Consider the following 23,000-nt stretch of genomic DNA (forward strand, 5'->3'; position numbering starts at 1 on the left):
AATTAATATCCAGTTTCATTAGGCATAAAAAAACGGCCTGTTTTAACAGACCGTTTATAAATTTGATTAATAAACTGATTTTATGTCAGTTTTTAAAGCTCAATTTTATGATTTAGGCTTTTTGACTGGTCTTGCCCAACCACTAATGTGACGCTGCTTAACACGAGTAATAACTAACTCACCCTCGCCGACATCTTTAGCAATCGTAGAACCAGCACCTAATGTGGCGCCTTTCCCAATAGTCACTGGCGCAATAAGTTGCGAGTCGCTACCGACAAACACATCATCTTCAATAGTCGTTTGGAATTTATTTGCACCATCGTAATTACACGTAATAGTACCAGCACCAATATTTACACCGCGACCAATACTCGCATCACCTAGGTAAGCTAAATGACCCGCTTTAGACCCCTCACCCAATACCGCTTTTTTCATTTCAACAAAGTTACCAATATGGGCATCTTCCTTGAGCTCTGCACCGGTGCGTAAACGAGCAAACGGCCCAGCACTAGCGGCTTTACCTAGCTTGGCGCCTTCGACTATTGAATAAGGTTTAATTTCAGCGTTATCAGCAATCTCACAGTCAATAAGAATGGCACCAGCACCAATCGTCACGTTATTACCAATCGTCACTTTTCCTTGGAAAATAACATTGATATCAATCATTACATCCATGCCGACGCTGACATCACCGCGAATATCAAGTCGAGCAGGATCACGAAGGTTTGCACCTTCAAGCATTAATTTTTCAGCCGCTCTTGCCTGATAAGCTCTTTCAAGTTGTGCAAGTTGAATGCGATTATTCGCCCCTTCAACTTCTACAGCTGATTCAGGTTGGGCTGTATCGATGTCCACACCATCTTCTTTTGCCATGGCAACAATATCCGTTAGATAGTATTCACCTTGAGCATTAGCATTTGATAAGCAACCTAACCAAGATTTAAGTTGTTTACCAGGAACCGCCATGATGCCTGTGTTTACTTCTTGAATCAGTAATTGCTCAGCATTAGCGTCTTTTTGCTCAACAATACCAACCACGTTACCCGCTTCGCGAACAATTCGACCATAACCTGTTGGGTTAACTAAATTGACCGTTAAAATAGCCATACCGTTTTCTGGTCTTGCTGCTAATAACTTTTCTAGAGTCGACTGCTGTATTAGAGGCACGTCACCATAAAGAATTAACACGGTGTCGTCGTCATTAATGTTTGGATTAGCTTGAGCCACAGCATGGCCTGTACCTAATTGCTCAGCTTGTAGAACCCAATTTACAGCTTGTTCACCTAAAACAGTTTGAAGTTTATCTGCCCCATAACCATAAACCAGTTGAATAGCATTACTACCAAGCGAATTAGCGGTATCAATAACATGTTGTACCATGCTTTTATGAGCAATGGGGTGTAGTACTTTTGGCAAGTCTGAACGCATCCGTGTTCCTTTACCAGCAGCGAGAATGACAACATTTAATGACATCAGGATTCCTTGAGCAACAATTGAGTTAATAGCCGTTTATTTTATCGCAGATATTGAATGTTAGAAATGGAAATGTGCAGTTCTCTGCTTATTCTGGTTCATTAGCTATGGTTAGTGACACACCTGATGAGGGACATTTAAATAACAGACACAAAAAAGGCGACCCAAGGGTCGCCTTTTTAAAACAATAACCTTTATCTGGCAATGTTCTTTTTGATGGTTTCAACAACACGAAGTTGAGCTAAAGATTTAGCTAATTCGATTGTTGCAGCTTCGTAATCAAAGTCAGCGCCTGCATTAGCGATACTCGCTTCTGCGCGTTGCTTAGCTTCAAGTGCAGCTTGCTCATCAATATCATCGGCACGCATAGCGACGTCAGCAAGTACAGAAATTGAAGTTGGTTGTACTTCCAGGATACCACCTGATAAATACAATACATCTTCACTTCCATCTTCCTTAATCATGCGCGCCATGCCAGGTTTGATTTTAGTTAGCAAAGGAGCATGGTTAGGCATAATACCTAACTCACCTTCAGTACCGCTCACTTCTAAGAAGGTCACGTCACCGCTGTACATGCTGTTCTCTGCACTTACTATATCAAGTTTGACTGTCATGGCTGCCATCAAGATCTCCTAAAATACTAAGCTAATGCTCAGTTATTTCTTTTTGTTAGCTTTCTCGACAGCTTCGTCGATTGAACCAACCATGTAGAACGCTTGCTCTGGAATGTGATCAAACTCACCATTCAAGATACCCTTGAAGCCACGGATAGTGTCTTTAAGAGAAACGTACTTACCAGGAGAACCTGTAAAGACTTCTGCTACAAAGAAAGGTTGAGATAAGTATTTCTCAATCTTACGTGCGCGGAATACAGTTGTTTTATCTTCATCAGATAATTCATCCATACCCAAGATAGCAATAATGTCTTTTAGCTCTTTGTAGCGTTGAAGTACAGTTTGTACGCCGTTTGCTACATCGTAATGCTCTTGACCAACAACTAATGGATCTAATTGACGAGAAGTCGAATCCAGTGGGTCAACCGCTGGGTAAATACCTAGCGAAGCAATGTTACGAGACAGTACAACAGTCGCGTCTAAGTGAGCGAAGGTTGTTGCTGGTGACGGATCGGTTAAGTCATCCGCAGGTACATATACCGCTTGTACAGAGGTAATAGAACCAGACTTAGTTGAAGTAATACGTTCTTGTAGAACACCCATTTCTTCAGCTAGTGTTGGTTGGTAACCTACTGCAGAAGGCATACGGCCTAATAGTGCAGATACTTCAGTACCGGCCAAAGTGTAACGGTAGATGTTATCAACGAATAACAGTACGTCACGACCTTCGTCACGGAATTTTTCAGCCATTGTCAAACCAGACAATGCTACACGTAAACGGTTTCCTGGAGGCTCGTTCATTTGACCATATACCATGGCTACTTTGTCGAGAACGCCAGAATCTTTCATTTCGTAGTAGAAGTCGTTACCCTCACGAGTACGCTCACCAACACCAGCGAATACAGAAAGACCTGAGTGTGCTTTTGCGATGTTGTTGATTAATTCCATCATGTTGACGGTTTTACCAACACCAGCACCACCAAATAAACCAACTTTACCACCCTTAGCGAATGGACAAACAAGGTCGATAACCTTGATACCAGTCTCTAAAAGTTCAGTTGTGTTTGACTGATCTTCGTATGAAGGTGCTTCACGGTGAATTTCATAACGCTCTTCTTCACCAATGTCACCCGCTTCATCGATAGGCTCACCCAATACGTTCATGATACGGCCAAGGGTTGCAACCCCAACCGGAACAGAAATTGGTGAACCTGAGTTTGCTACCTCTAGACCACGACGCAGACCATCAGAAGAACCCATAGCGATGGCACGAACTACACCACCACCTAGCTGTTGCTGAACTTCCAGCACCAAGCCATTACAGTCGCCTTCACCTGTGATCTTCAGAGCGTCATATACCTGAGGTACAGAATCTTGTGGAAACTCTACGTCCACAACCGCGCCAATTACTTGGACAACAGTACCTGTGCTCATGATTAATCCTCTAAACTTTATTAGTTACCTAACCTAAACCGCTGCAGCGCCTGAAACAATCTCCGACAATTCTTGCGTAATCGCAGCTTGTCGTGCCTTGTTATAGACTAATTGCAGATCATCGATCAGCTCACCAGCGTTATCAGTTGCAGCCTTCATTGCTACCATACGGGCAGCCTGTTCAGACGCAATATTCTCAACAACACCTTGATAAACTTGAGACTCAACATAACGAGTCAACAATACCTCCAAAATATCTTTTGGATCTGGCTCGTAAATGTAATCCCAAGGATACTTAGCTACTTCTTCTTCCGATTTAGGTAAAGGTAGCAGCTGTTCGATCACAGGAGTCTGAGTCATAGTATTCACAAATTTGTTGAATACGATAAACAGACGATCCAGTTTACCTTCGTTGTAAGCTTGTAGCATAACTCTCACGGTACCGATTAAATCGGCTAACTTAGGCGCATCGCCTAAACCTGAGGCATGGGCAGAGATTTCTCCACCAAAGCTATTGAAGAATTGCACACTTCGTGCACCAATTGGACAAAATTCAACTTCTGCCCCTTGGTCTTTCCAATCCTTCACATCTGACACAACCTTTTTGAAAAGGTTAACGTTCAGACCACCACAAAGGCCACGGTCGGTTGACACAACAATGTAACCAACCCGCTTGGCATCTCGAACTTCCAAATATGGATGTTTATATTCAAGAGTACCTTGCGCTACGTGACCGATCACCTTACGCATATGCTCTGCATATGGACGGCTCGACTCCATGCGATCCTGCGCTTTGCGCATTTTGCTGGCAGCCACCATTTCCATTGCAGAAGTGATCTTTTGAGTGTTTTTAACACTCGCGATCTTGGTTTTAATCTCTTTAGCGCCGGCCATTTCTACTCTCCAATCTGGGACCTGAGGCGCCTTACGACACCTCGATAATTATTACCAGGTTTGGGTTTCAATGAACTTGTCCAGGCCAGCTTTTAATTGACTTTCAATGTCTGCGTTGTAATCGCCAGTTTCATTAATAGTATTAACAAGCTCAGCATGTTCGCTGTTCATGAATGAAAGCAGAGCAGCTTCGAAGCTACCGATTTTACTTAATTCAACAGTCTTCAAGTAGCCTTTTTCAGCTGCGAAGATTGAGATAGCTTGGGCAGCGATGCTCATTGGAGCATATTGCTTTTGCTTCATAAGTTCGGTAACACGCTCACCATGCTCAAGTTGAGCACGAGTTGCATCATCTAAGTCAGATGCAAATTGTGAGAACGCAGCAAGCTCTCGATACTGTGCTAACGCGGTACGAATACCACCAGACAGTTTCTTGATGATCTTAGTCTGAGCCGCACCACCAACACGAGAAACAGAAATACCAGGGTTAACAGCTGGACGTAAGCCAGAGTTAAATAAGTCAGTCTCAAGGAAGATCTGACCATCTGTAATAGAAATTACGTTGGTCGGTACGAATGCAGATACATCACCTGCTTGGGTTTCAATAATCGGTAACGCAGTTAAAGAACCGGTTTTACCTTTTACTTCACCGTTAGTGAATTTATCTACGTAGATTTCGTTTACACGTGAAGCACGTTCTAATAAACGAGAATGTAGATAGAATACATCACCTGGGTATGCTTCACGTCCTGGTGGACGCTTCAATAGTAGAGAGATCTGACGGTAAGCAACTGCTTGCTTAGATAGATCATCATATACGATTAAAGAATCTTCACCGCGGTCACGGAAGTATTCACCCATTGAACAACCTGAGTAAGGTGCTAAGTATTGTAATGCTGCAGCTTCAGAAGCTGTTGCTACTACAACGATAGTGTTAGCTAATGCACCGTGCTCTTCAAGCTTGCGTACTACGTTAGCAATTGTAGAAGCCTTTTGGCCTACAGCTACGTATACACATTTAATGCCTGAATCTTTCTGGTTGATAATTGCATCGATAGCCATCGCTGTTTTACCAGTCTGACGGTCACCAATGATCAATTCACGTTGTCCACGACCAATTGGGATCATAGAGTCAACGGCTTTATAACCAGTTTGGATTGGTTGATCTACTGATTGGCGCTCAATTACACCAGGAGCAATTACTTCAACAGGAGAGAAACCATCGTTATCGATTGGTCCTTTACCGTCAATTGGCTCACCAAGGGTGTTAACTACGCGGCCTAATAAACCACGACCTACTGGTACTTCAAGAATACGACCAGTGGTCTTAACTTTTGCGCCTTCTACTAAATTAGCATAAGGACCCATTACTACGGCACCGACAGAATCACGTTCTAAGTTCAACGCGATTGCAAAACGGCCACCAGGCAGTTCGATCATTTCACCTTGCATTACATCGGCAAGGCCGTGAATGCGAATGATGCCGTCACTTACTGCAACGATTGTACCTTCGTTGCGAGCTTCACTAACGACGTCGAACTGCTCGATCCGCTGCTTAATCAGATCGCTGATTTCAGTGGAATTCAGTTGCATGCTCAAACTCCCAATTACGATTGTAGCTTATCAGACAAGCGCGATAAATTACCGCTAACCGAGCCATCGATGACTAGGTCGCCTGATTTAATAATTACACCGCCAATAAGCGATGCATCTACACTACAATTCAGCTTAACTTTGCGTGCGAGACGTTTCTCAAGAGAAACACTAATTTGCTCTTGTTGCTCAGAGCTCAGCTCAGTCGCTGAAACAACAGTTGCTTCAACTTCTTTAGCCCACTCATTGCGGTATTCAGCAAAAAGTAAAGATACTGTTGGTAGTATCTCTAAACGACCGTTTTCAGCCATCACCTTAATAAGGTTCTGACCTTGCGCATTCATTTGCTCACCACATACTTCGATAAATAGTGAGGCAAGTTGTGCACTAGCCAATGAACCACCAAGCAACGGTTTAATTGATTCGTTTTCACTTACCAATGCCGCGAAGTTAAGCATTTCTGCCCAATCTTCAATTGCTTTGTGTTCAACAGCAAAATCAAAAGCTGCCTTTGCATAAGGACGAGCAATGGTGCTTATTTCAGCCATAACTCCGATTCCTTAATTAAATTTCAGCAACAAGTTTATTAACTATGTCACTGTGAGCTTCTGGATCAATCGAACGTTGAAGAATTTTCTCTGCACCAGTTACGGCAAGAGTAGCAACTTGCTTACGCAAGTCATCTTTAACGCGATTACGTTCGTTTTCAATTTCAGCTTGACCTTGAGCGATAATTTTCGCACGTTCGGTATCAGCTTCAATTTTAGCTTCTTCAACTATTTGAGCTTTGCGCTTATTAGCTTGCTCAATAATTTCATTAGCAGTCGCCTTCGCTTCTTTTAGTTGCTCATTAGCTTTCGCTTGAGCCAACTCTAGATCTTTTGCAGCACGTCCTGCATCAGCTAGCCCATCGGCAATTTTCTTCTGGCGTTCTTCGATAGCGTTCATCAATGGCGGCCATACAAACTTCATGCAAAACCACACGAAGAGTGCAAAAGAAATCGCTTGGCCTAGCAGGGTAGCGTTAATACTCATAACGACAACTCCTTCTAAGGGGGGCGATTAGCCAGCTAATTAACCTAAGAATGGGTTAGCGAATACGAAGAATAATGCAACACCAACTGCAATCATTGGGATCGCATCAAGTAGACCAGCTACGATGAACATCTTAGTTTGTAATGCTGGAGCAAGTTCTGGTTGACGAGCTGAAGCTTCTAAGAACTTACCACCTAAGATAGCAAAGCCAATACCAGTACCTAGCGCTGCTAAGCCAATCATGATTGCAACAGCTATTGCTGTAAAGCTAATTACAGTTTCCATTTTATCTCCGATAAATAACTAATTTTATTAAATTAATGTTCTTCATGTGCCATGCTTAGATATACAATCGTAAGCATCATGAAGATAAACGCCTGCAGCACAATAACCAAAATATGGAAAATAGCCCAAGGCACTGATAATGCGAACTGAGCCCACCAAGGCATCAGTGCTATCAGAATAAAGATCAACTCACCTGCATACAGGTTACCAAACAGACGAAGCGACAATGAAATCGGCTTCGCAACCAAAGTAACTGTTTCCAAAATCAAGTTAACTGGAATCAGTGACCAATGGTTGAAAGGTTGTAAGGTCATTTCTTTTGTGAAACCACCAAATCCTTTAACTTTAATACTGTAAAAAACAATCAACGCGAACACACTCAAGGCCATACCTAGAGTTACGTTTAAGTCAGTTGTTGGTACAATTTTAAGGTAAGGAACACCTAAAAATCTGTTTGCGGCTTCAGGTACAAAGTCAACCGGAATTAAGTCCATTAAATTCATCAGGAAAACCCAGACAAAAATAGTCAGACCTAATGGTGCGATAACCGCGTTACGACCATGAAATGAGTCTTTAACGATTTTATCTACACCTTCCACGCACATTTCAACGAAACATTGAAATTTACCTGGAACGCCAGTTGTTGCTTTTTGTCCTACTTTGAAGAATGCCCACAAAAATAGAACCCCAAGACCTACTGAAAACAAAAGTGAGTCAATGTGCCAAGTCCAAAACCCGGCATCTTGACATGCATAGTTAAAAGCAATTCCGCCATCAGCAGAACACATTTTCGCATTAGTCAGGTGATGCTGGATATACTCGGAAGCATTTAATGCTTCACCAGTTGTCGCCATGATTAATCTCACTTAATTTTGCTTGAAGTATAAAGGGGCTGTCCAAGGTATTAATAGCGCCAACAAATAACAGCTAAATAACGGCATAAATGGCGTTTTCAGCATGCCAAATGCAATGGCGAATAACACAATGGTTAGCAGCAACTTTACCGCTTCCCCCAAGAAAAACATCCAAACGACTTTTCCTGACGCTTTAGCTCCCGCATGAGAGAAAGCAAGGGTTGCGAATACAAAATTAGGGAGTACAGCAATGAGACCACCTGCTAAAGCAGATAAGCCATACTGAGCTCCCCACAGAGCGAAAAATAAAATTGAAGTTCCCCCAGCTACCGCCGCCTGCAACAACACTATTCTATAGGCTGACCACCGGCCACGACGCGCTAAAACCTTACTCAATTTTTAATCTCCGCATTAATGCTTATTTCTCTTCTGGGCGGTTAATGTGATCATTAACAACTCAGACAGGAAAAAAAGCATGCAAAGTATACCTTTTCACACCTTGTTTGCAACTTTGATGAGAGGTTAAACAGTGATATTAGGCGTGATTTGAGACTAAATTTCTAAAATCTCAAATTTACGCCTTGTTACAAAGTTACTATTGAAATGACTTTGTTGGAGGATTTAGTGGATTTTGCTAAGTATTCCATCTAATTCAGCAAGATCTTGGTAGTTTATTACAATTTTACCTTTACCTTTACTGCCATGATTTATAGCCACTTTAGCACCTAATTTTTCAATTAACTGTTGCTCCAAGCGGGTTACATCATGATCTTTAGCTGGCTTTTCGGCTTCTTTGGTAGGATTTAGGGCTTTATTCACTAATCGTTCAGTTTCACGAACTGTCATTTCTTTAGAAGCGACTAATCGAGCAAGGTTTGTTTGCTCATCACCTTCAATAGCCAATAATGCTCGAGCGTGACCCATATCAATATCGCCATACTCTAATAAACGTTTTACTGGCTCATTTAAACTGTTTAATCGTAATAAGTTAGAAACACTTGCTCTAGATTTTCCGACAGCATCAGCCGTTTGTTGATGGGTTAATTCAAATTCTTCAAGTAAACGTTGTAATGCAATGGCTTCTTCCATTGCATTAAGGTCTTCACGCTGGATATTTTCAATCAAGGCAATTGCTACGGCGGATTCATCAGGTACTTGCTTAACAATACAAGGAACTTGCTCTAATTGAGCAATTTGCGATGCTCTCCAACGACGTTCGCCAGCAATGATTTCGTATCTTTCAGCATCAACTTTACGAACAACAATAGGCTGAATGATACCTTGTGACTTAATAGATTCAGCTAATTCATCCAGTGCTTCTGGTGACATGTCTTTACGCGGCTGATATTTACCAGATTGCAATAAATCCACATCTAGCATTAATAAACCATCTTCTTTCGGCGCTTGGTCGATATTGATGTTAGGTTGAGTCTGTTCTGTTTTTCTATTCGCAGCGCTACTATTGCTTAGTAATGCATCCAAACCTTTACCTAAACCACGTTTTTTTAACGTCATTTTATTCCCTTACGCTTACTTTGATTCTGTTTGTTGCTCTGCACGGCGAATAATTTCACCCGCTAAAGCTAAATAGGCTTTGGCGCCAGCACTTGATTTATCATAATACATCGCAGGAGCACCAAAACTAGGCGCTTCAGCTAAACGGATATTTCTTGGAATAACAGTGCGATATACTTTTTCGCCAAAATGTTGTTTTAGCTGATCGGACACATCATTAGATAAACGATTTCGAGGATCATACATGGTTCGTAAGATCCCTTCGATGCTCAAATTAGGGTTAACCATCGCACCTAATTTGGTGATGGTATCGATCAATGCAGTTAAGCCTTCTAATGCATAGTATTCACACTGCATTGGCACTAATACAGAATCAGCGGCAGACATCGCATTGACCGTCAACATGTTGAGCGACGGCGGACAGTCAATAAAAATGAAATCATAATCATCTTTTACTGCTGCCAAAGCATTTTTTAATCGAATTTCTCTTGCAAAAAACTCCATCAGCTTAATTTCTGCTGCAGTTACATCACCATTACCCGCAATAAGATCATATTTACCGGTCGTATCTTTGATCACTATCTCTTCGAACGGCTTTTCTTCAACAAGCAATTCGTATGCGGTATTTTCAACTTCATATTTGTCGACACCGCTGCCCATAGTGGCATTACCTTGCGGATCAAGATCGATTAACAGCACTTTGCGTTTTGTGGCTGCAAGTGATGCTGCTAAATTAACACAAGTTGTTGTTTTTCCAGCGCCACCTTTCTGGTTGGCTACGGCAATGATTTTACCCACGTGTTCACCCTAAGGACTTATTTACGATGTCCGATAATATTTATTTTTTTCCTGACTATTATTTCTTGGTCAGTTTTAACAGATGTCTTTGTTCATCGAGCTTTGGCACTGTTAACGAAATGGTTTCAGTGACTGTAAACTCGTTAGGAATACTGGCCATTTCTGCATCACTAAGTTGGCCTTTAAGCGCATAAAATTGGCCATTGTCAGCTGGTAAGTGATGACACCAAGTCAACATGTCTTCAATTGATGCAAAAGCACGGCTAATTACGCCATCAAATTTTTGCTCGGGCTCATAAGCCTCAACACGACTTTCAACTGAAGTAATGTTATTGATCTTTAATTCAAATTGAACCTGTTTTTGAAAACGAATACGTTTTCCTAAACTATCAAGTAACACAAACTCTTTATCGGGATTAAGAATTGCTAGTGGGATCCCAGGTAAACCTGGTCCAGTCCCAACATCAATAAAACGCTGCCCTTTAAGATAAGGAGAAACCACTAAACTGTCCATAACATGACGGATTAACATCTGTTCAGGATCTCTAACCGAAGTTAAGTTATAAGCTTTATTCCATTTGTTTAGCATGGTAACAAACCCAACAAGCTGTTGTTGTTGAGTTTCTGTTGCTGATATACCAGTTTCAGCAAGATAAATCTTAAGTTGATCGGCTAACACGCTAAGTGACCTCTAAATCAAAGGGAATCGTTAATCATCGGGTATTATGAATGGCAGAAATGACTAAGGGAAGTCTCAATGCTTCCCTTATTGGTTAAAACACAACTTTTTACTGCGATTTATGCGCTTTTACGTAATAAACCACGTTTTTTAAGGTGTACAAGCAAAATTGAAATGGCGGCTGGGGTCATTCCAGAAATACGTGAAGCTTGGCCAATGGTTTCAGGTTTATGCTCATTCATCTTAGCAATGACCTCATTCGACAAACCTTGCACTTCTTGATAATCCAAATCCAATGGTAAAACAGTCGTTTCATGACGGATTGCTTTGTCAATTTCACCTTGCTGTCTTTGAATATAGCCTGAATATTTCACTTGGATCTGAACTTGCTCTGCAGCACGCGGATCGTCAACACCTGGGCCGAAACCTTCTAAACTCATTAATTTACCGTAATCCATTTCTGGACGACGTAATAAATCTTCAAATGATGCTTCACGTGAAATAGGTGTATTTAATTCAGGATTCAATACATCCAGTAACGGTGAGTTTTTATGAACCCAATTACTGCGTAAACGCTGTAATTCAGTTTCAATTAACTCTTGTTTTTCACTAAACTTCTGCCAGCGCTCATCATCAACTAAGCCTAATTCACGGCCTTTTTCAGTGAGACGTAAATCAGCATTGTCTTCACGAAGTAACAAACGGTATTCAGCACGACTGGTAAACATGCGGTAAGGTTCTTTTGTGCCAAGTGTTGATAAATCGTCAACCAATACGCCAATGTATGCCTGATCGCGTCTTGGACACCAAACTTCTTTGCCTTGTACTTGCAACGATGCATTCATACCAGCTAACAAACCTTGTGCACCCGCTTCTTCATATCCGGTTGTGCCGTTAATTTGTCCAGCAAAGAATAAACCATCAATATTTTTAGTTTCTAAAGAGTTTTTAAGATCTCTTGGATCAAAATAATCATATTCAATGGCGTATCCAGGACGAATGATCTCAGCATTTTCCATACCTTGAATAGATCTAACCAAATTTAATTGTACATCGAAAGGTAGACTTGTTGAGATCCCATTAGGGTAGATCTCATTAGTGGTTAACCCTTCTGGTTCAATAAAAATTTGATGGGAGTTTTTGTCTGCAAAACGATTAATTTTATCTTCGATCGATGGGCAATATCTTGGACCAATTCCTTCAATAACACCTGAGTACATTGGGCTACGATCGAGTCCTCCACGAATAATATCGTGAGTTTTTTCATTGGTATGTGTGATGTAACAAGAAACTTGTTCAGGATGCTGGCTAACATCACCAATGAATGACATGACAGGTAACGGACTGTCACCTTTTTGTTCTTGCATTTTATCGAAATCAATCGTGTTTGCATCAATTCTTGGTGGCGTGCCCGTTTTTAGACGTCCAACACGAATTGGTAATTCTTTTAGTCTATTAGCGAGTGCAATTGCAGGTGGATCACCTGCTCTTCCGCCGCTGTAATTTTCTAAGCCGATATGAATTTTACCACTTAGGAAAGTACCGGTTGTTAATACAACGCTTGGGGCTTCAAATGCTAAGCCTATTTGAGTAACAACACCTAAAACTTTATTGTTTTCAACAACTAAATCGTCTACAGCTTGTTGAAAAATACGTAGATTGGGTTGATGTTGTAAAATTTGTTGTATTTTTTGACGATACAAAGCTCTATCAGCTTGTGCACGAGTCGCTCTAACAGCTGGGCCTTTGCTTGAATTTAATGTTCTAAATTGGATACCTGCAAAGTCAGTTGCGGTTGCCATTGCACCGCCTAAGGCATCAATTTCTTTTACCAAATGGCCTTTGCCAATCCCACCAATGGCTGGATTACAAGACATTTGTCCAAGGGTATCAATATTGTGTGTCAGTAATAGGGTTTTTGATCCCATTCTGGCAGCAGCTAAGGCTGCTTCGGTTCCGGCATGACCACCACCAACAACAATTACATCAAACCGTTCATGAAAATGCATTTTGTAACCTTGGATAAAATAAATTTCTAATTTAGATCTTTAAACGAAAGACTCTCTGAGCCGAGTATTTTAGCACCTGGTTTGCTTTTCGGGAATGATCAATTTTCGTCTTTCGATCAGAGGAGGTTTGCTTAATAGATCTTAAGATCTTTTTAAAGATCTCTTTGTTATGTTTATTATTAGGATCGTACTTTTCTGTGGGTAAGCCTAATTTTCCTTTATATTCAATGGGTAATAGATAAACGATCTTGTGATCTAACTGCGATCTAATTCAATATAAGTTGGGGATAGATCGGCTACTTATCCACAGGGGGGATCTTTAACCAGATCAGGTGTGGATCAATACAAAGTTATGATCGGATAAAATAATACCTTATCCACATAGTTATCTTGTAAATTAACTTATTGTGGATAAGATTGGCTAATTTTGTGAGTATAAATGAAGATGTTAACTTAATTAGTGGGAGTGATCGACGATTGCCATTGAGCTAACCAAGCAAGCGCGGCATCTTCAGGTACTGGATCCATTTGAACATCGATTTGGATCTTATTCACAAATGAGATTGCACCGAGTTGATCTAACCTTGAAATTATTTTTTCTGGACCTTGGCAAAAAGTATCGTAACTTGAATCACCAATAGCGCATAACGCATATTTTAGCTCTGTAAGATCATCATTTGTGGCGATCAATTGTTGATAAAAAGGCGCTATATTGTCGGGAAGATCACCAGCTCCATGTGTAGAACTGACGATCATCCATAGGGATTTGGGGTCTAATTCAGATAAATTAGGAGTGAGATGTATTTGAGTTTCGTGGCCTAATTTGTCTAATTCTGCAGCCATATCGTCTGCTACATATTCAGTACCACCTTGCGTTGTACCGACTAAAATTTCGATTTTTGCCATATTATTGCCTTTGAATTAACCGTTAATTGTCATAGTTTACGCTGATTTATCATTGCACAAAGCGGTTTTTGTCCGTATTTTCAATAGTTACATTTAACAAAAATATAACTTTTCATGTCTCTTGTTTCTATTACTGCCCAAATAGCCGATTTAGCTTGGGGCCCACATATGTTGGTATTACTTGTGGGCGGAGGGCTTTTTTTCCTTATTTATTCGAGGTTTATTCCGTTTCGATATATTGGTCATGCCATTAATATTGTAAGGGGTAAACATCCAGATAAAGGTGCAGAAGGGCATATTAGTCACGCTGGTGCACTCTCCAGTGCAATGGCTGGTACCGTTGGAATGGGCAACATTGGCAGTGTCGCTGTCGCAATCATGGTGGGTGGTCCAGGCGCTATTTTTTGGATGTGGATCAGTGCCATTGTTGGAATGGCGACCAAATTTTTTACTTGTACCTTAGCGATAATGTATCGAGGTAAAGATGAAAATGGCGATGTACAAGGTGGCCCTATGTACATTATTACTCAAGGGTTATCTAAAAAGTGGCACTTTTTAGCAGTTTTCTTTTGTGTTGTAGGCCTAGTGGGTAACTTTCCATTATTTAACTCTAATCAACTGGTACAGATTATTCGTGAATGGCTAATTGTAAAACCAGGATATTTTCCAGCTAATGAATCTACTTTTTGGATCGATTTATCACTGGGTATCGTCGTTATGCTGATTGTTGCTAGCGTTATTTTAGGCGGGATCAAACGTATTGCATCTGTGGCATCAAAGGTGGTGCCATTGATGATCCTCATTTATATGAGCTGTGCTTTTTATGTTATTGCGACTCATATAACTGAAATACCTCATTACTTTGCATTAATTTTTACAGAGGCTTTTTCATTAAACTCAGTTGGAGGCGGCATATTAGGTACTATGCTAATTGGCATTCGTCGTGCGGCTTTTTCAAATGAAGCGGGTATTGGTACCGAAGTAATGGCTCATGGTAGTGCGAGAACCAATGAACCTGTTAAAGAAGGCCTTGTCGCTATGCTTGGTCCAGCCATTGACACTTTGTTAGTGTGTACTGCAACAGCAATGATAATTTTGATTTCTGGGGTTTGGCAAACAGGTGAAGCACAAGGTGTTAATTTATCTGCCCAAGCCTTTGAAATGTCAATGCCAGGAGTAGGGCCTTATTTGTTGATATTGTGTGTGGTGTTTTTCAGTATCAGTACCATTTTTACTCAAGCATTTTATGGTGGCCAGTGCTTTGCATTTTTATTTGGTCGTCAACGGTTACGTTTATATCAGTACTTTTTCTTGTGTGCGATTTTATTTGCAGCAACGGCAAGTATTCAAGAAATTGTTAATATTATTGATGCGGCATATGCCTTAATGGCTATTCCGACGATGACATCTGCTATTTTACTTGCGCCAAAGGTGAGGGCAGAATCTAAACGTTACTTTGCTAAGCTTGCCAATAAGTCATTGACTACAAATCATCATTAATGAATAGAAATAAAAAATGCCAGCTAACATTTAGCTGGCATTTTTTATTGATGTTGAGTGTTAATTCCAACTCAAGAGTAGTTTACTAAGTAGTGTATCTAGCTGTTTTATCTCATCTTCTGACAAAATTGCTAATTTTTTTTGCTCATTTTTATGAAGCTCAACGATGATAGCGTCAACCAGTTCTTTTCCCATTGGTGATAACTTAACCAGCTTGCTACGCTTGTCGTCAGGATTATCTAGTCTTTCTATTAGCTCAGCTTGCTTCATCCTGTTTAGGACTTTTGTTAAACCGCCTGAACTGAATAGTAGAGAGTGGTAAAGGGTGGTTGGTGACAAACAATAAGGCTCGCCACTTCTTCTTAAGGTTGCCAGAATACCGAAGTCTGCACCTTGTATTTGGTAATGACCTAATAGCTCTTCGAGATCTGTTCTGATGTGATGATGAGCTCTGAGCAATTTAAGAATCGACGGAGAAATATGGTCGTATGCTTCAGGCCAATTAATTTTTGTTGATTGTAAAATGCTATCGACACTTTCCTGTTTTGGCAAAATCTATTCATTTAATCAGTGGGTGTTGCAAGTAATATATCTTGCTAGAAAGGTAAAATCTAGCTAGTATCTTTCTGGAAAGGTACTTTAGAGGTGTAAATGCAACAATCCATATCTAAAAGCTTAATTCTGTTACTTGCTGCTGTTTTTGCGATGACTCCATACGCGATCGATAGTTATCTGCCAGCGATTCCAATCATTGCAACTGATTTCAATGTCGACACTTCTTTGATTGCGATTACCGTCAGCATGTATGTTTTCGGGATGGCAATTGGTCAGTTAGTTGGCGGACCACTATCTGATAAATTTGGCCGTCAGCCAATTATGTCATTAGGTTTACTGGTGTTTGGTGTATGCAGTTTAGTGTTGGCTTTAGTCGATTCTCTGGCGTTTTTTTGGCTTTGGCGTTGCTTGCAATCAATTGGTGGCGGTATGGCTGTTGTTGTTGTTCCTGCAACTATTCGTGATAATGCAGAAGGAAAAGAAGCGGCGAAAGTATTCTCACTTGTGATGCTAATTATGATGATAGCTCCTTCTATTGCTCCCGCCATTGGCACCTTAATCATGAAAATATCCAGCTGGCATTGGATTTTCTTATCATCTGCAATTTTCGCAATCCTTGTGGCAATCTGTGCATTTTTTATTATGCCAAAGCATATAAAGGCTAGTAATACTATGCCTAGTACTAGCTTTAAAAGTGTTCTTAAGTTCAAGCCTGCACGGGGATATTTAATTGCACAAGTGTTTTCTTATGCGCTATTAATCACGTTTATTACCAATGCACCTTTTGCTTATTTAGTTAAGTTTGGTGTTAGCGAAACGCTCTTTTCAGGGTTATTTATTGCTAATGTTGTGGGAGTTGTGATCATCAATCGTTTAAATGCTTATTTGCTTAATCGTTATGATGCTGAACAAATGCTGTTGGCATTTTTAGGGTTAAAAGTGTTCGGTGGACTTGTTTTGTTCTGTTCAATTTTGATTATGCCAAATAATCTATGGTTTGCTGTTTCTGGCTTTGTTATCTGTATGGCGGCGACTGGTGGGACAATATCTAATGCAAGTGTAAGCTTTTTAAAGCACTTTGGTAGAAGTGCAGGTACTGCTTCAGCGTTAATGGGAGCTATGCAGTTTTTCATCGGCGCAATTATTAGTGGTATAACAGCATTACTGTTGAAAGACGCTTTATGGCCCATGGTGCTGATCATGTTTGGATGTTCGGTTATTGCACTTTTAGCGACATTAAAGGCTAATGCACTTAACAGAAAAATGACTGAGACAAAGATGAGTTATTGCGTTAATTAGTCTTTCTATGAAGTTATTTTCTTCATTATCTATGTGCGTTAATGCCTATATAAAAGCCTCAATGTTATTCACATTGAGGCTTTTTACAATCTTTATAAGGTTGCTATTTCTATTTTGAAAGTCTAACTATGTTTCACATGAAACAATGACCTATTTTTTTTAGGCAAAGGCTCATTGATCATTTTCGTTATAGCTTTCTACTTATAAATACTTTGCATGGAACCTTAAATGGTCTTCGATAAAACTACTAATAAAATAGTAGCTATGATCGTAGCCTTCTTGCATGCGCAAGGTTAAAGGGTATTCCTGTTCTTTAGCAACATCGATTAAGGTTTGTGGTTTTAACTGCTCAGCTAAGAAGCTGTCATCGCTACCTTGGTCCACCAGCATAGGAACAGAGGCTTGAGTAAGCTTCATTAATTCCGTGCTGTCATATTCAAGCCAATCTTGTTTATCTGTACCTAGATAACCATTAAAAGCCTTTTGTCCCCAAGGGCAATTAATAGGATTACAAATCGGACTGAATGCTGAGATTGACTGATAACGCTGCGGATTTTTAAGACCGATACTGATAGCACCATGACCGCCCATTGAGTGACCACTTATGCTGCGCTGCTGAGAAACAGGAAAGTGTTGTTCAATGAGTTCTGGCAACTCGTTCACAACGTAGTCATACATTTGATAATGGGTATTAAAAGGGGCTTGAGTCGCATTGACATAAAAACCTGCGCCTAGACCAAAATCATAAGCACCTTCGCTGTCGTCTGCGACACTCTCACCACGTGGGCTAGTATCAGGAGCGACAATTGCGATACCCAGTTCCGCTGCTATACGTTGAATACCTGATTTTTGCATAACATTTTCATCTGTACAGGTTAAACCTGATAACCAATAAAGCACAGGCACTTTTTGAGTTGCCGCTTGTGGTGGTAAGTAAATGGCAAAACGCATTTGGCAATTTACCGTGTCTGAATGATGGTTATATTGTTTTAACCAACCACCGAAAACTTTATTACTGCTGACATTTTCTAACGTCATGTTGTTATCACTTCTTTTGAAAATGCCTTATCAACTGATAAGGCATATGGTTGTCTTAAGGTGTTCAATTCAGAATATGTTAGCGTTCTGAATGGATAACATTTGCGCAGAGCTTACTTGTCGAAATGAATGACAGAGCGAATACTTTCTCCGCTGTGCATTAAATCGAAAGCATCATTAATTCCTTCAAGCCCCATAGTGTGAGTGATGAAGTGATCTAATTTAAACTCACCATTTAGATACTGCTCAACAATGCCTGGTAATTCACTGCGCCCTTTAACACCGCCAAATGCGCTGCCTTTCCAGACTCGGCCTGTCACCAACTGGAATGGACGAGTTGAGATTTCTTGTCCTGCACCAGCAACACCAATAATCACAGACTCTCCCCAACCTTTATGACAACACTCAAGTGCACTGCGCATCACATTGACGTTACCGATACATTCGAAAGAGAAATCAACACCACCGTCGGTTAGCTCTACAATGACATCTTGAATAGGTTTATCGTAGTTTTTAGGGTTAATGCAATCTGTCGCGCCAAGTTTAGTAGCTAGCTCAAATTTAGATTCATTTAAGTCAATACCAATAATACGTGAAGCACCAGCCATGGTAGCGCCAATAATTGCTGATAAACCAATGCCACCTAAACCAAATATGGCTACGGTATCGCCTTTTTGAACCTTAGCGGTATTAAGTACGGCGCCCATACCTGTAGTGACACCACAACCTAATAAACAGACTTCTTCTAGTGGCGCATCTTTATTCACTTTTGCAAGTGAGATTTCAGGTAATACGGTGTACTCGGAGAATGTTGAACAACCCATATAATGGAAAATTGGCTCACCATCTTTATAAAAGCGAGTAGTACCATCAGGCATTAAGCCTTTACCTTGGGTTTCACGTACTGCGCTACATAGGTTGGTTTTACCTGATGTACAGAATTTACATTTACCACACTCAGCGGTGTAAAGAGGAATAACATGGTCACCGACTTTAACGCTAGTGACTCCTTCACCGACCATTTCAACAATCCCGCCACCTTCATGGCCCAGAATTGCCGGGAAAACACCTTCTGGATCATCACCTGATAGGGTAAATGCGTCAGTATGACAAACACCCGAAGCGATAATCTTTACCATCACTTCTCCCGCTTTTGGGTACATGACATCAACTTCTTCAACTGATAAAGGTTGTCCTGGTCCCCATGCAACAGCGGCTTTAGACTTAATAAATTGTGCTGACATTGTGTTTGTCCTTATTAAAGGTGAACGACTAAATTGAATCTACTTAGTGTAGATGAGATTTTGTTGTGATAGATCTATTGTATTTATTTTTTGTCAGTTGATAATAAGCTTAAATTACAAATGACTTTTACAGGTGAGTAATAATGCTGCCATGGGAAGGGGTTTATGAGTTTGTCGCAGTAGCTGAAACGGACAGTTTTACCGCTGCTGGTAAGCGTTTGTCTATTTCAACAGCCCAAGTTAGCCGTCAAATTAGTCAGATTGAAAATAGGTTAAATACTAAACTTTTTTACCGTACCACCAGAAAAGTCTCTCTGACAGAAGAAGGGCAAGTTTTTTATCGGCATTGTAGGCAGGTGATTGATGGTCTCGAAGAAGCTGAGCGAGCCATCAGTAGCCTGCAAAATAAACCGCAAGGGTTAATCAAGCTGACTGCACCAGTGACCTATGGTGAGAAGTTTATCATGCCGATTGTGACTGACTATATGCAGCAATATCCTGATGTCGAAGTGATTTGTGAATTAACAAACAGGCAATTAGATTTAGTTGAGGGCGGTTATGATTTGGCTATTCGCTTAGGCCGATTACCTGACTCTAGTATGATGGCAAAGCGGCTAACCAGTCGTGAGCAATTTGTGTGTGCTGCACCTGAGTATATTAATCGCTTTGGTGCGCCATATTCATTATCTGAACTGAGTCAGCATAATTGTTTAATTGGCTCGCAATCTCACTGGCACTTTAATGAATTAGGTAAGGCGAGAAGTATAAAAGTACATGGGAACCTGCAATGCAGTAGCGGTATTAGTTTATTGGATGCGGCATTAAAAGGCCTGGGAATTGTGCAATTACCAGGTTATTACGTTAAACAGGCTATTGCTGACAATAAGCTAAATGTACTACTGGCATCTTTTCAACAAGAAAAAGAAGGCATATGGGCTTTGTATCCACAAAACCGTCATCTATCTCCTAAAGTCAGATTATTGGTAGATAAACTCACTGAATGTTTACCTAAGCAGTAATCTGTTATTGATTCATCTTGCTTTGAAGTAGCGGTTTGGAACCTATTCCAAATCGCTATCTCACATCCATATTTGATTAAAATATGCGCTGTGGTTCATTTCTGTAAATCTACCTATTTAGATATAAGTAAACCTTGGTTGATTCCCTTTTTGGAATTGATTCCATCTTTATGATGAAGGAGTCAATTTAAAAAAAGGGTGATGACCTATGAGTAATGTAGATCTGTTAGGACGCCGTAAATTTATCGCAGGGCTTGGTGTTGCAGCGGGTGCTGCAATGGTGGCTCCAGCGATGGCTGTTTCTGAAAAAGCAGACGGTGTTAAGTGGGATAAAGAAATTGAAATCGTCATTATTGGTTCTGGCTTTGCAGGGTTAGCAGCAGGAATTGAAGCGACGAAATTGGGTGCCAAGGACGTCCATATTTTTGAAAAAATGTCCTATTTTGGTGGTAACTCAGCCATTAATGGTGGTTTATTTGCTGCACCAGGTACGCCAATGCAATCAAAAGAAGGCGTTAATGATTCTGTAGATCGTATGGTTGCAGACCAATTAGCGGCTGGATGTGGTATTGCTGACGAAGCTTTACTACGCCATGTTGCTGAGCATGCTATGGAAGCATTGCAAATGACCTTTGATGCAGGGTCTGAATATCATCCATATTTACAGCAACTCGGCGGTCATTCGGTTGCTCGAACTTACCAAACAACGGTGAGTTGTGGTGCTGGTATTACTCAACCTTTGTTACATAAATGCCGTGAATTGGGTGTGCACACCCATAACCGTTCTAAGTTTGAAGGCTTCCTTGTCGGCGAAAAAGGTGAAGTGTTAGGCGTTAAAATGCGTGATAACTATCACTTTGGCGAAGATCAACCAGGCAAAGTGATTAATATCCGTGCAAAACGTGGCGTGATTATGGCGACAGGAGGTTTTGCTCAAAATGTAAATCTGCGTATGGCGCAAGATCCAACGTTAACCTCTGAAGTAGGTTGTACCAATGCTCCAGGTGCTACAGGCGAAGGCATGTATGAAATGTTCCGCCTTGGTGCCGTCCCCGTTCATTTAGCACATATTCAGTCTGGCCCTTGGGCGTCACCTGATGAAGGTGGTTTTGGTTATGTATCTAACTATTCTATCTATAACTTCCCTCATTCTATTGCGATTAACCGTTTAACTGGTCAACGTTTTATGGATGAAATTGCTGACCGCAAAACGCGAGCTGATGCTGAACTTGCGTGCCGTGATGAACAAGGAAATGCATTACCACCTATTTTAATCACTAGCTACAAAGATTCTAAAAAGCATCCTAATACCAAAAAAGTCATTAAGTACAACGTGGGGTGGAAGTTTGACTCTGTTGAGGAATTAGCTTCGCATTTTAATGTGCCGCTAAAAGCACTCAAAACTCAAATTGAAGAATATAACCAATACGTTAAATCTGGTGAAGATAAGCAGTTTGGTAAAAATATGACTAAGGCTGCAGGTAAGTATATTGAAGCGCCTTTTACCGTTGTGCGTTTATGGCCAAAAGTGCATTACTGCCAAGGTGGCGTTCAAATTAATACCAAAGCAGAAGTAAAAGACAGCTTCACGGGTGTGGCGATTCCAGGGCTTTACGCTGCTGGTGAAGTCTGTGGTGGTATCCATGGTGTAAGCCGCTTAGGAAGTTGCTCTATTCCTGAGTGTATGGTCATGGGAATGACTGCTGCTCGTAGCATGATGAAAGCGTAACCCAATTTACAAGAGGAATTATTGATGAACACATTAAAGATAATGCTTGCATTGGGATTATTATGTTTAAGTAGTGCCAGCGTTCAAGCAGTAGAAATTAGAGACCATCATAAGGAAGTGATTGGTAAGGATTGTAAAGCTTGTCATGATCAGGGGATTAAACAATTCCCTTCAGATCAAGCTTGTCAGCAGTGTCATGATGTTGATGAGTTAGCTGAAACAACAGCGCGTAGTGAAGAAGACAAGTGGCAGAATCCACATAATAACTTGCATTATGGCAAAGAGTTACCTTGTCAAGAGTGTCATGGTGAACATAAAGCGAAAAAGCCTATTTGTAGTGATTGTCACACGTTTAAATACGACAAACATAAAGAATAGTTCTTTACTGTTTTAGTTAACTTATAACAGCAGATAAGTCAGCAGTTGCTTATCAATTGCCTCCCCCCTTTGGGTAAGATAATTGCTGATAATCAAAGCCTCTAATTCATCATCTTAGGGGCTTTTTTTATGTTTTTTATTGCGGTTTA

Annotated in this window: 23 protein-coding genes; 5 read left to right on the plus strand and 18 right to left on the minus strand. The window is 40.7% G+C overall.

Annotated elements, in window-relative coordinates:
- Positions 1–105 precede the first annotated feature (105 nt).
- From glmU to mioC, 15 genes are all read right to left on the minus strand, one after another.
- Positions 106–1,473 carry a bifunctional UDP-N-acetylglucosamine diphosphorylase/glucosamine-1-phosphate N-acetyltransferase GlmU gene (gene glmU, locus SJ2017_RS21220; RefSeq protein ID WP_080917300.1) on the minus strand — a complete coding sequence of 456 codons (1,368 nt, stop codon included), beginning with the start codon at positions 1,471–1,473 and terminating at the stop codon, positions 106–108.
- A gap of 194 nt (positions 1,474–1,667) precedes the next feature.
- The gene (locus SJ2017_RS21225) at positions 1,668–2,096 is read right to left on the minus strand and encodes a F0F1 ATP synthase subunit epsilon (RefSeq protein WP_055025449.1); all 429 of its coding nucleotides are present in this window, start codon (positions 2,094–2,096) and stop codon (positions 1,668–1,670) included.
- 33 nt (positions 2,097–2,129) lie between these two features.
- Positions 2,130–3,521: a F0F1 ATP synthase subunit beta gene (gene atpD, locus SJ2017_RS21230; protein WP_055025450.1), complete on the minus strand. Its 1,392-nt coding sequence runs from the start codon at positions 3,519–3,521 to the stop codon at positions 2,130–2,132.
- A 33-nt stretch (positions 3,522–3,554) separates the two neighbouring features.
- A complete protein-coding gene (gene atpG, locus SJ2017_RS21235; protein ID WP_055025451.1) occupies positions 3,555–4,415 on the minus strand; it encodes a F0F1 ATP synthase subunit gamma in 861 nt (286 codons plus the stop codon).
- A 51-nt stretch (positions 4,416–4,466) separates the two neighbouring features.
- Positions 4,467–6,008, minus strand: a complete 1,542-nt coding sequence (gene atpA, locus SJ2017_RS21240; RefSeq protein ID WP_080917302.1) for a F0F1 ATP synthase subunit alpha — start codon at positions 6,006–6,008, stop codon at positions 4,467–4,469.
- A 14-nt stretch (positions 6,009–6,022) separates the two neighbouring features.
- Positions 6,023–6,556 carry a F0F1 ATP synthase subunit delta gene (gene atpH / locus SJ2017_RS21245; RefSeq protein ID WP_055025453.1) on the minus strand — a complete coding sequence of 178 codons (534 nt, stop codon included), beginning with the start codon at positions 6,554–6,556 and terminating at the stop codon, positions 6,023–6,025.
- 16 nt (positions 6,557–6,572) lie between these two features.
- Entirely contained in the window at positions 6,573–7,043 is a 471-nt protein-coding gene (gene atpF, locus SJ2017_RS21250) for a F0F1 ATP synthase subunit B (RefSeq protein WP_055025454.1), read from the minus strand.
- A gap of 39 nt (positions 7,044–7,082) precedes the next feature.
- The gene (gene atpE / locus SJ2017_RS21255; RefSeq protein WP_080917303.1) at positions 7,083–7,328 is read right to left on the minus strand and encodes a F0F1 ATP synthase subunit C; all 246 of its coding nucleotides are present in this window, start codon (positions 7,326–7,328) and stop codon (positions 7,083–7,085) included.
- Between the two features lie 32 nt (positions 7,329–7,360).
- Positions 7,361–8,182, minus strand: a complete 822-nt coding sequence (gene atpB / locus SJ2017_RS21260) for a F0F1 ATP synthase subunit A (RefSeq protein ID WP_055025455.1) — start codon at positions 8,180–8,182, stop codon at positions 7,361–7,363.
- A 12-nt stretch (positions 8,183–8,194) separates the two neighbouring features.
- A complete protein-coding gene (locus SJ2017_RS21265; RefSeq protein ID WP_055025456.1) occupies positions 8,195–8,578 on the minus strand; it encodes an ATP synthase subunit I in 384 nt (127 codons plus the stop codon).
- A 225-nt stretch (positions 8,579–8,803) separates the two neighbouring features.
- Positions 8,804–9,697, minus strand: coding sequence for a ParB/RepB/Spo0J family partition protein (locus SJ2017_RS21270; RefSeq protein WP_055025457.1), 894 nt, complete (start codon positions 9,695–9,697; stop codon positions 8,804–8,806).
- Between the two features lie 15 nt (positions 9,698–9,712).
- Entirely contained in the window at positions 9,713–10,495 is a 783-nt protein-coding gene (locus tag SJ2017_RS21275) for a ParA family protein (RefSeq protein WP_080917305.1), read from the minus strand.
- A gap of 58 nt (positions 10,496–10,553) precedes the next feature.
- Positions 10,554–11,174: a 16S rRNA (guanine(527)-N(7))-methyltransferase RsmG gene (rsmG, locus tag SJ2017_RS21280; RefSeq protein WP_055025459.1), complete on the minus strand. Its 621-nt coding sequence runs from the start codon at positions 11,172–11,174 to the stop codon at positions 10,554–10,556.
- 119 nt (positions 11,175–11,293) lie between these two features.
- Positions 11,294–13,183 carry a tRNA uridine-5-carboxymethylaminomethyl(34) synthesis enzyme MnmG gene (mnmG, locus tag SJ2017_RS21285; protein ID WP_080917306.1) on the minus strand — a complete coding sequence of 630 codons (1,890 nt, stop codon included), beginning with the start codon at positions 13,181–13,183 and terminating at the stop codon, positions 11,294–11,296.
- Positions 13,184–13,636: 453 nt separating this feature from the next.
- Positions 13,637–14,089: an FMN-binding protein MioC gene (gene mioC / locus SJ2017_RS21290; protein ID WP_080917308.1), complete on the minus strand. Its 453-nt coding sequence runs from the start codon at positions 14,087–14,089 to the stop codon at positions 13,637–13,639.
- Between the two features lie 114 nt (positions 14,090–14,203).
- Between mioC and SJ2017_RS21295 the strand changes: the two genes are divergently transcribed.
- Positions 14,204–15,589, plus strand: a complete 1,386-nt coding sequence (locus tag SJ2017_RS21295) for an alanine/glycine:cation symporter family protein (RefSeq protein ID WP_080917309.1) — start codon at positions 14,204–14,206, stop codon at positions 15,587–15,589.
- Between the two features lie 60 nt (positions 15,590–15,649).
- On the opposite strand, the gene SJ2017_RS21300 is transcribed toward SJ2017_RS21295, so the two are convergent.
- Entirely contained in the window at positions 15,650–16,141 is a 492-nt protein-coding gene (locus SJ2017_RS21300; protein ID WP_055025463.1) for a MarR family winged helix-turn-helix transcriptional regulator, read from the minus strand.
- Between the two features lie 99 nt (positions 16,142–16,240).
- Here SJ2017_RS21300 and SJ2017_RS21305 point away from each other — a divergent pair, with 99 nt between their 5' ends.
- Complete coding sequence (locus tag SJ2017_RS21305) at positions 16,241–17,443, plus strand: multidrug effflux MFS transporter (RefSeq protein WP_080917311.1); 1,203 nt, start codon at positions 16,241–16,243, stop codon at positions 17,441–17,443.
- 201 nt (positions 17,444–17,644) lie between these two features.
- On the opposite strand, the gene fghA is transcribed toward SJ2017_RS21305, so the two are convergent.
- Both fghA and SJ2017_RS21315 read right to left on the minus strand, forming a co-directional pair.
- Entirely contained in the window at positions 17,645–18,481 is an 837-nt protein-coding gene (gene fghA, locus SJ2017_RS21310) for an S-formylglutathione hydrolase (protein WP_080917312.1), read from the minus strand.
- Between the two features lie 113 nt (positions 18,482–18,594).
- Positions 18,595–19,725: an S-(hydroxymethyl)glutathione dehydrogenase/class III alcohol dehydrogenase gene (locus tag SJ2017_RS21315; protein ID WP_055025466.1), complete on the minus strand. Its 1,131-nt coding sequence runs from the start codon at positions 19,723–19,725 to the stop codon at positions 18,595–18,597.
- 143 nt (positions 19,726–19,868) lie between these two features.
- On the opposite strand from SJ2017_RS21315, the gene SJ2017_RS21320 reads away from it, so the two are divergent.
- From SJ2017_RS21320 to ardB, 3 genes are all read left to right on the plus strand, one after another.
- Positions 19,869–20,744: a LysR substrate-binding domain-containing protein gene (locus tag SJ2017_RS21320; protein WP_080917314.1), complete on the plus strand. Its 876-nt coding sequence runs from the start codon at positions 19,869–19,871 to the stop codon at positions 20,742–20,744.
- 208 nt (positions 20,745–20,952) lie between these two features.
- Positions 20,953–22,473 (plus strand): acrylate reductase flavoprotein subunit ArdA, encoded by a 1,521-nt coding sequence (ardA, locus tag SJ2017_RS21325; protein WP_080917315.1) that lies wholly within the window; start codon positions 20,953–20,955, stop codon positions 22,471–22,473.
- 24 nt (positions 22,474–22,497) lie between these two features.
- Positions 22,498–22,851: an acrylate reductase cytochrome subunit ArdB gene (ardB, locus tag SJ2017_RS21330; protein ID WP_055025469.1), complete on the plus strand. Its 354-nt coding sequence runs from the start codon at positions 22,498–22,500 to the stop codon at positions 22,849–22,851.
- The last annotated feature ends 149 nt before the right edge of the window (positions 22,852–23,000 follow it).

Source organism: Shewanella japonica (genome assembly GCF_002075795.1).
Classification (GTDB): domain Bacteria; phylum Pseudomonadota; class Gammaproteobacteria; order Enterobacterales; family Shewanellaceae; genus Shewanella; species Shewanella japonica.

What these genes read in the sequence shown, in the direction of transcription:
- glmU (WP_080917300.1), bottom strand. Translation starts at nt 1,473, where the DNA reads ATGTCATTAAATGTTGTCATTCTCGCTGCTGGTAAAGGAACACGGATG.
- SJ2017_RS21225 (WP_055025449.1), bottom strand. Translation starts at nt 2,096, where the DNA reads ATGGCAGCCATGACAGTCAAACTTGATATAGTAAGTGCAGAGAACAGC.
- atpD (WP_055025450.1), bottom strand. Translation starts at nt 3,521, where the DNA reads ATGAGCACAGGTACTGTTGTCCAAGTAATTGGCGCGGTTGTGGACGTA.
- atpG (WP_055025451.1), bottom strand. Translation starts at nt 4,415, where the DNA reads ATGGCCGGCGCTAAAGAGATTAAAACCAAGATCGCGAGTGTTAAAAAC.
- atpA (WP_080917302.1), bottom strand. Translation starts at nt 6,008, where the DNA reads ATGCAACTGAATTCCACTGAAATCAGCGATCTGATTAAGCAGCGGATC.
- atpH (WP_055025453.1), bottom strand. Translation starts at nt 6,556, where the DNA reads ATGGCTGAAATAAGCACCATTGCTCGTCCTTATGCAAAGGCAGCTTTT.
- atpF (WP_055025454.1), bottom strand. Translation starts at nt 7,043, where the DNA reads ATGAGTATTAACGCTACCCTGCTAGGCCAAGCGATTTCTTTTGCACTC.
- atpE (WP_080917303.1), bottom strand. Translation starts at nt 7,328, where the DNA reads ATGGAAACTGTAATTAGCTTTACAGCAATAGCTGTTGCAATCATGATT.
- atpB (WP_055025455.1), bottom strand. Translation starts at nt 8,182, where the DNA reads ATGGCGACAACTGGTGAAGCATTAAATGCTTCCGAGTATATCCAGCAT.
- SJ2017_RS21270 (WP_055025457.1), bottom strand. Translation starts at nt 9,697, where the DNA reads ATGACGTTAAAAAAACGTGGTTTAGGTAAAGGTTTGGATGCATTACTA.
- mnmG (WP_080917306.1), bottom strand. Translation starts at nt 13,183, where the DNA reads ATGCATTTTCATGAACGGTTTGATGTAATTGTTGTTGGTGGTGGTCAT.
- mioC (WP_080917308.1), bottom strand. Translation starts at nt 14,089, where the DNA reads ATGGCAAAAATCGAAATTTTAGTCGGTACAACGCAAGGTGGTACTGAA.
- SJ2017_RS21295 (WP_080917309.1), top strand. Translation starts at nt 14,204, where the DNA reads ATGTCTCTTGTTTCTATTACTGCCCAAATAGCCGATTTAGCTTGGGGC.
- SJ2017_RS21305 (WP_080917311.1), top strand. Translation starts at nt 16,241, where the DNA reads ATGCAACAATCCATATCTAAAAGCTTAATTCTGTTACTTGCTGCTGTT.
- fghA (WP_080917312.1), bottom strand. Translation starts at nt 18,481, where the DNA reads ATGACGTTAGAAAATGTCAGCAGTAATAAAGTTTTCGGTGGTTGGTTA.
- SJ2017_RS21315 (WP_055025466.1), bottom strand. Translation starts at nt 19,725, where the DNA reads ATGTCAGCACAATTTATTAAGTCTAAAGCCGCTGTTGCATGGGGACCA.
- SJ2017_RS21320 (WP_080917314.1), top strand. Translation starts at nt 19,869, where the DNA reads ATGCTGCCATGGGAAGGGGTTTATGAGTTTGTCGCAGTAGCTGAAACG.
- ardA (WP_080917315.1), top strand. Translation starts at nt 20,953, where the DNA reads ATGAGTAATGTAGATCTGTTAGGACGCCGTAAATTTATCGCAGGGCTT.
- ardB (WP_055025469.1), top strand. Translation starts at nt 22,498, where the DNA reads ATGAACACATTAAAGATAATGCTTGCATTGGGATTATTATGTTTAAGT.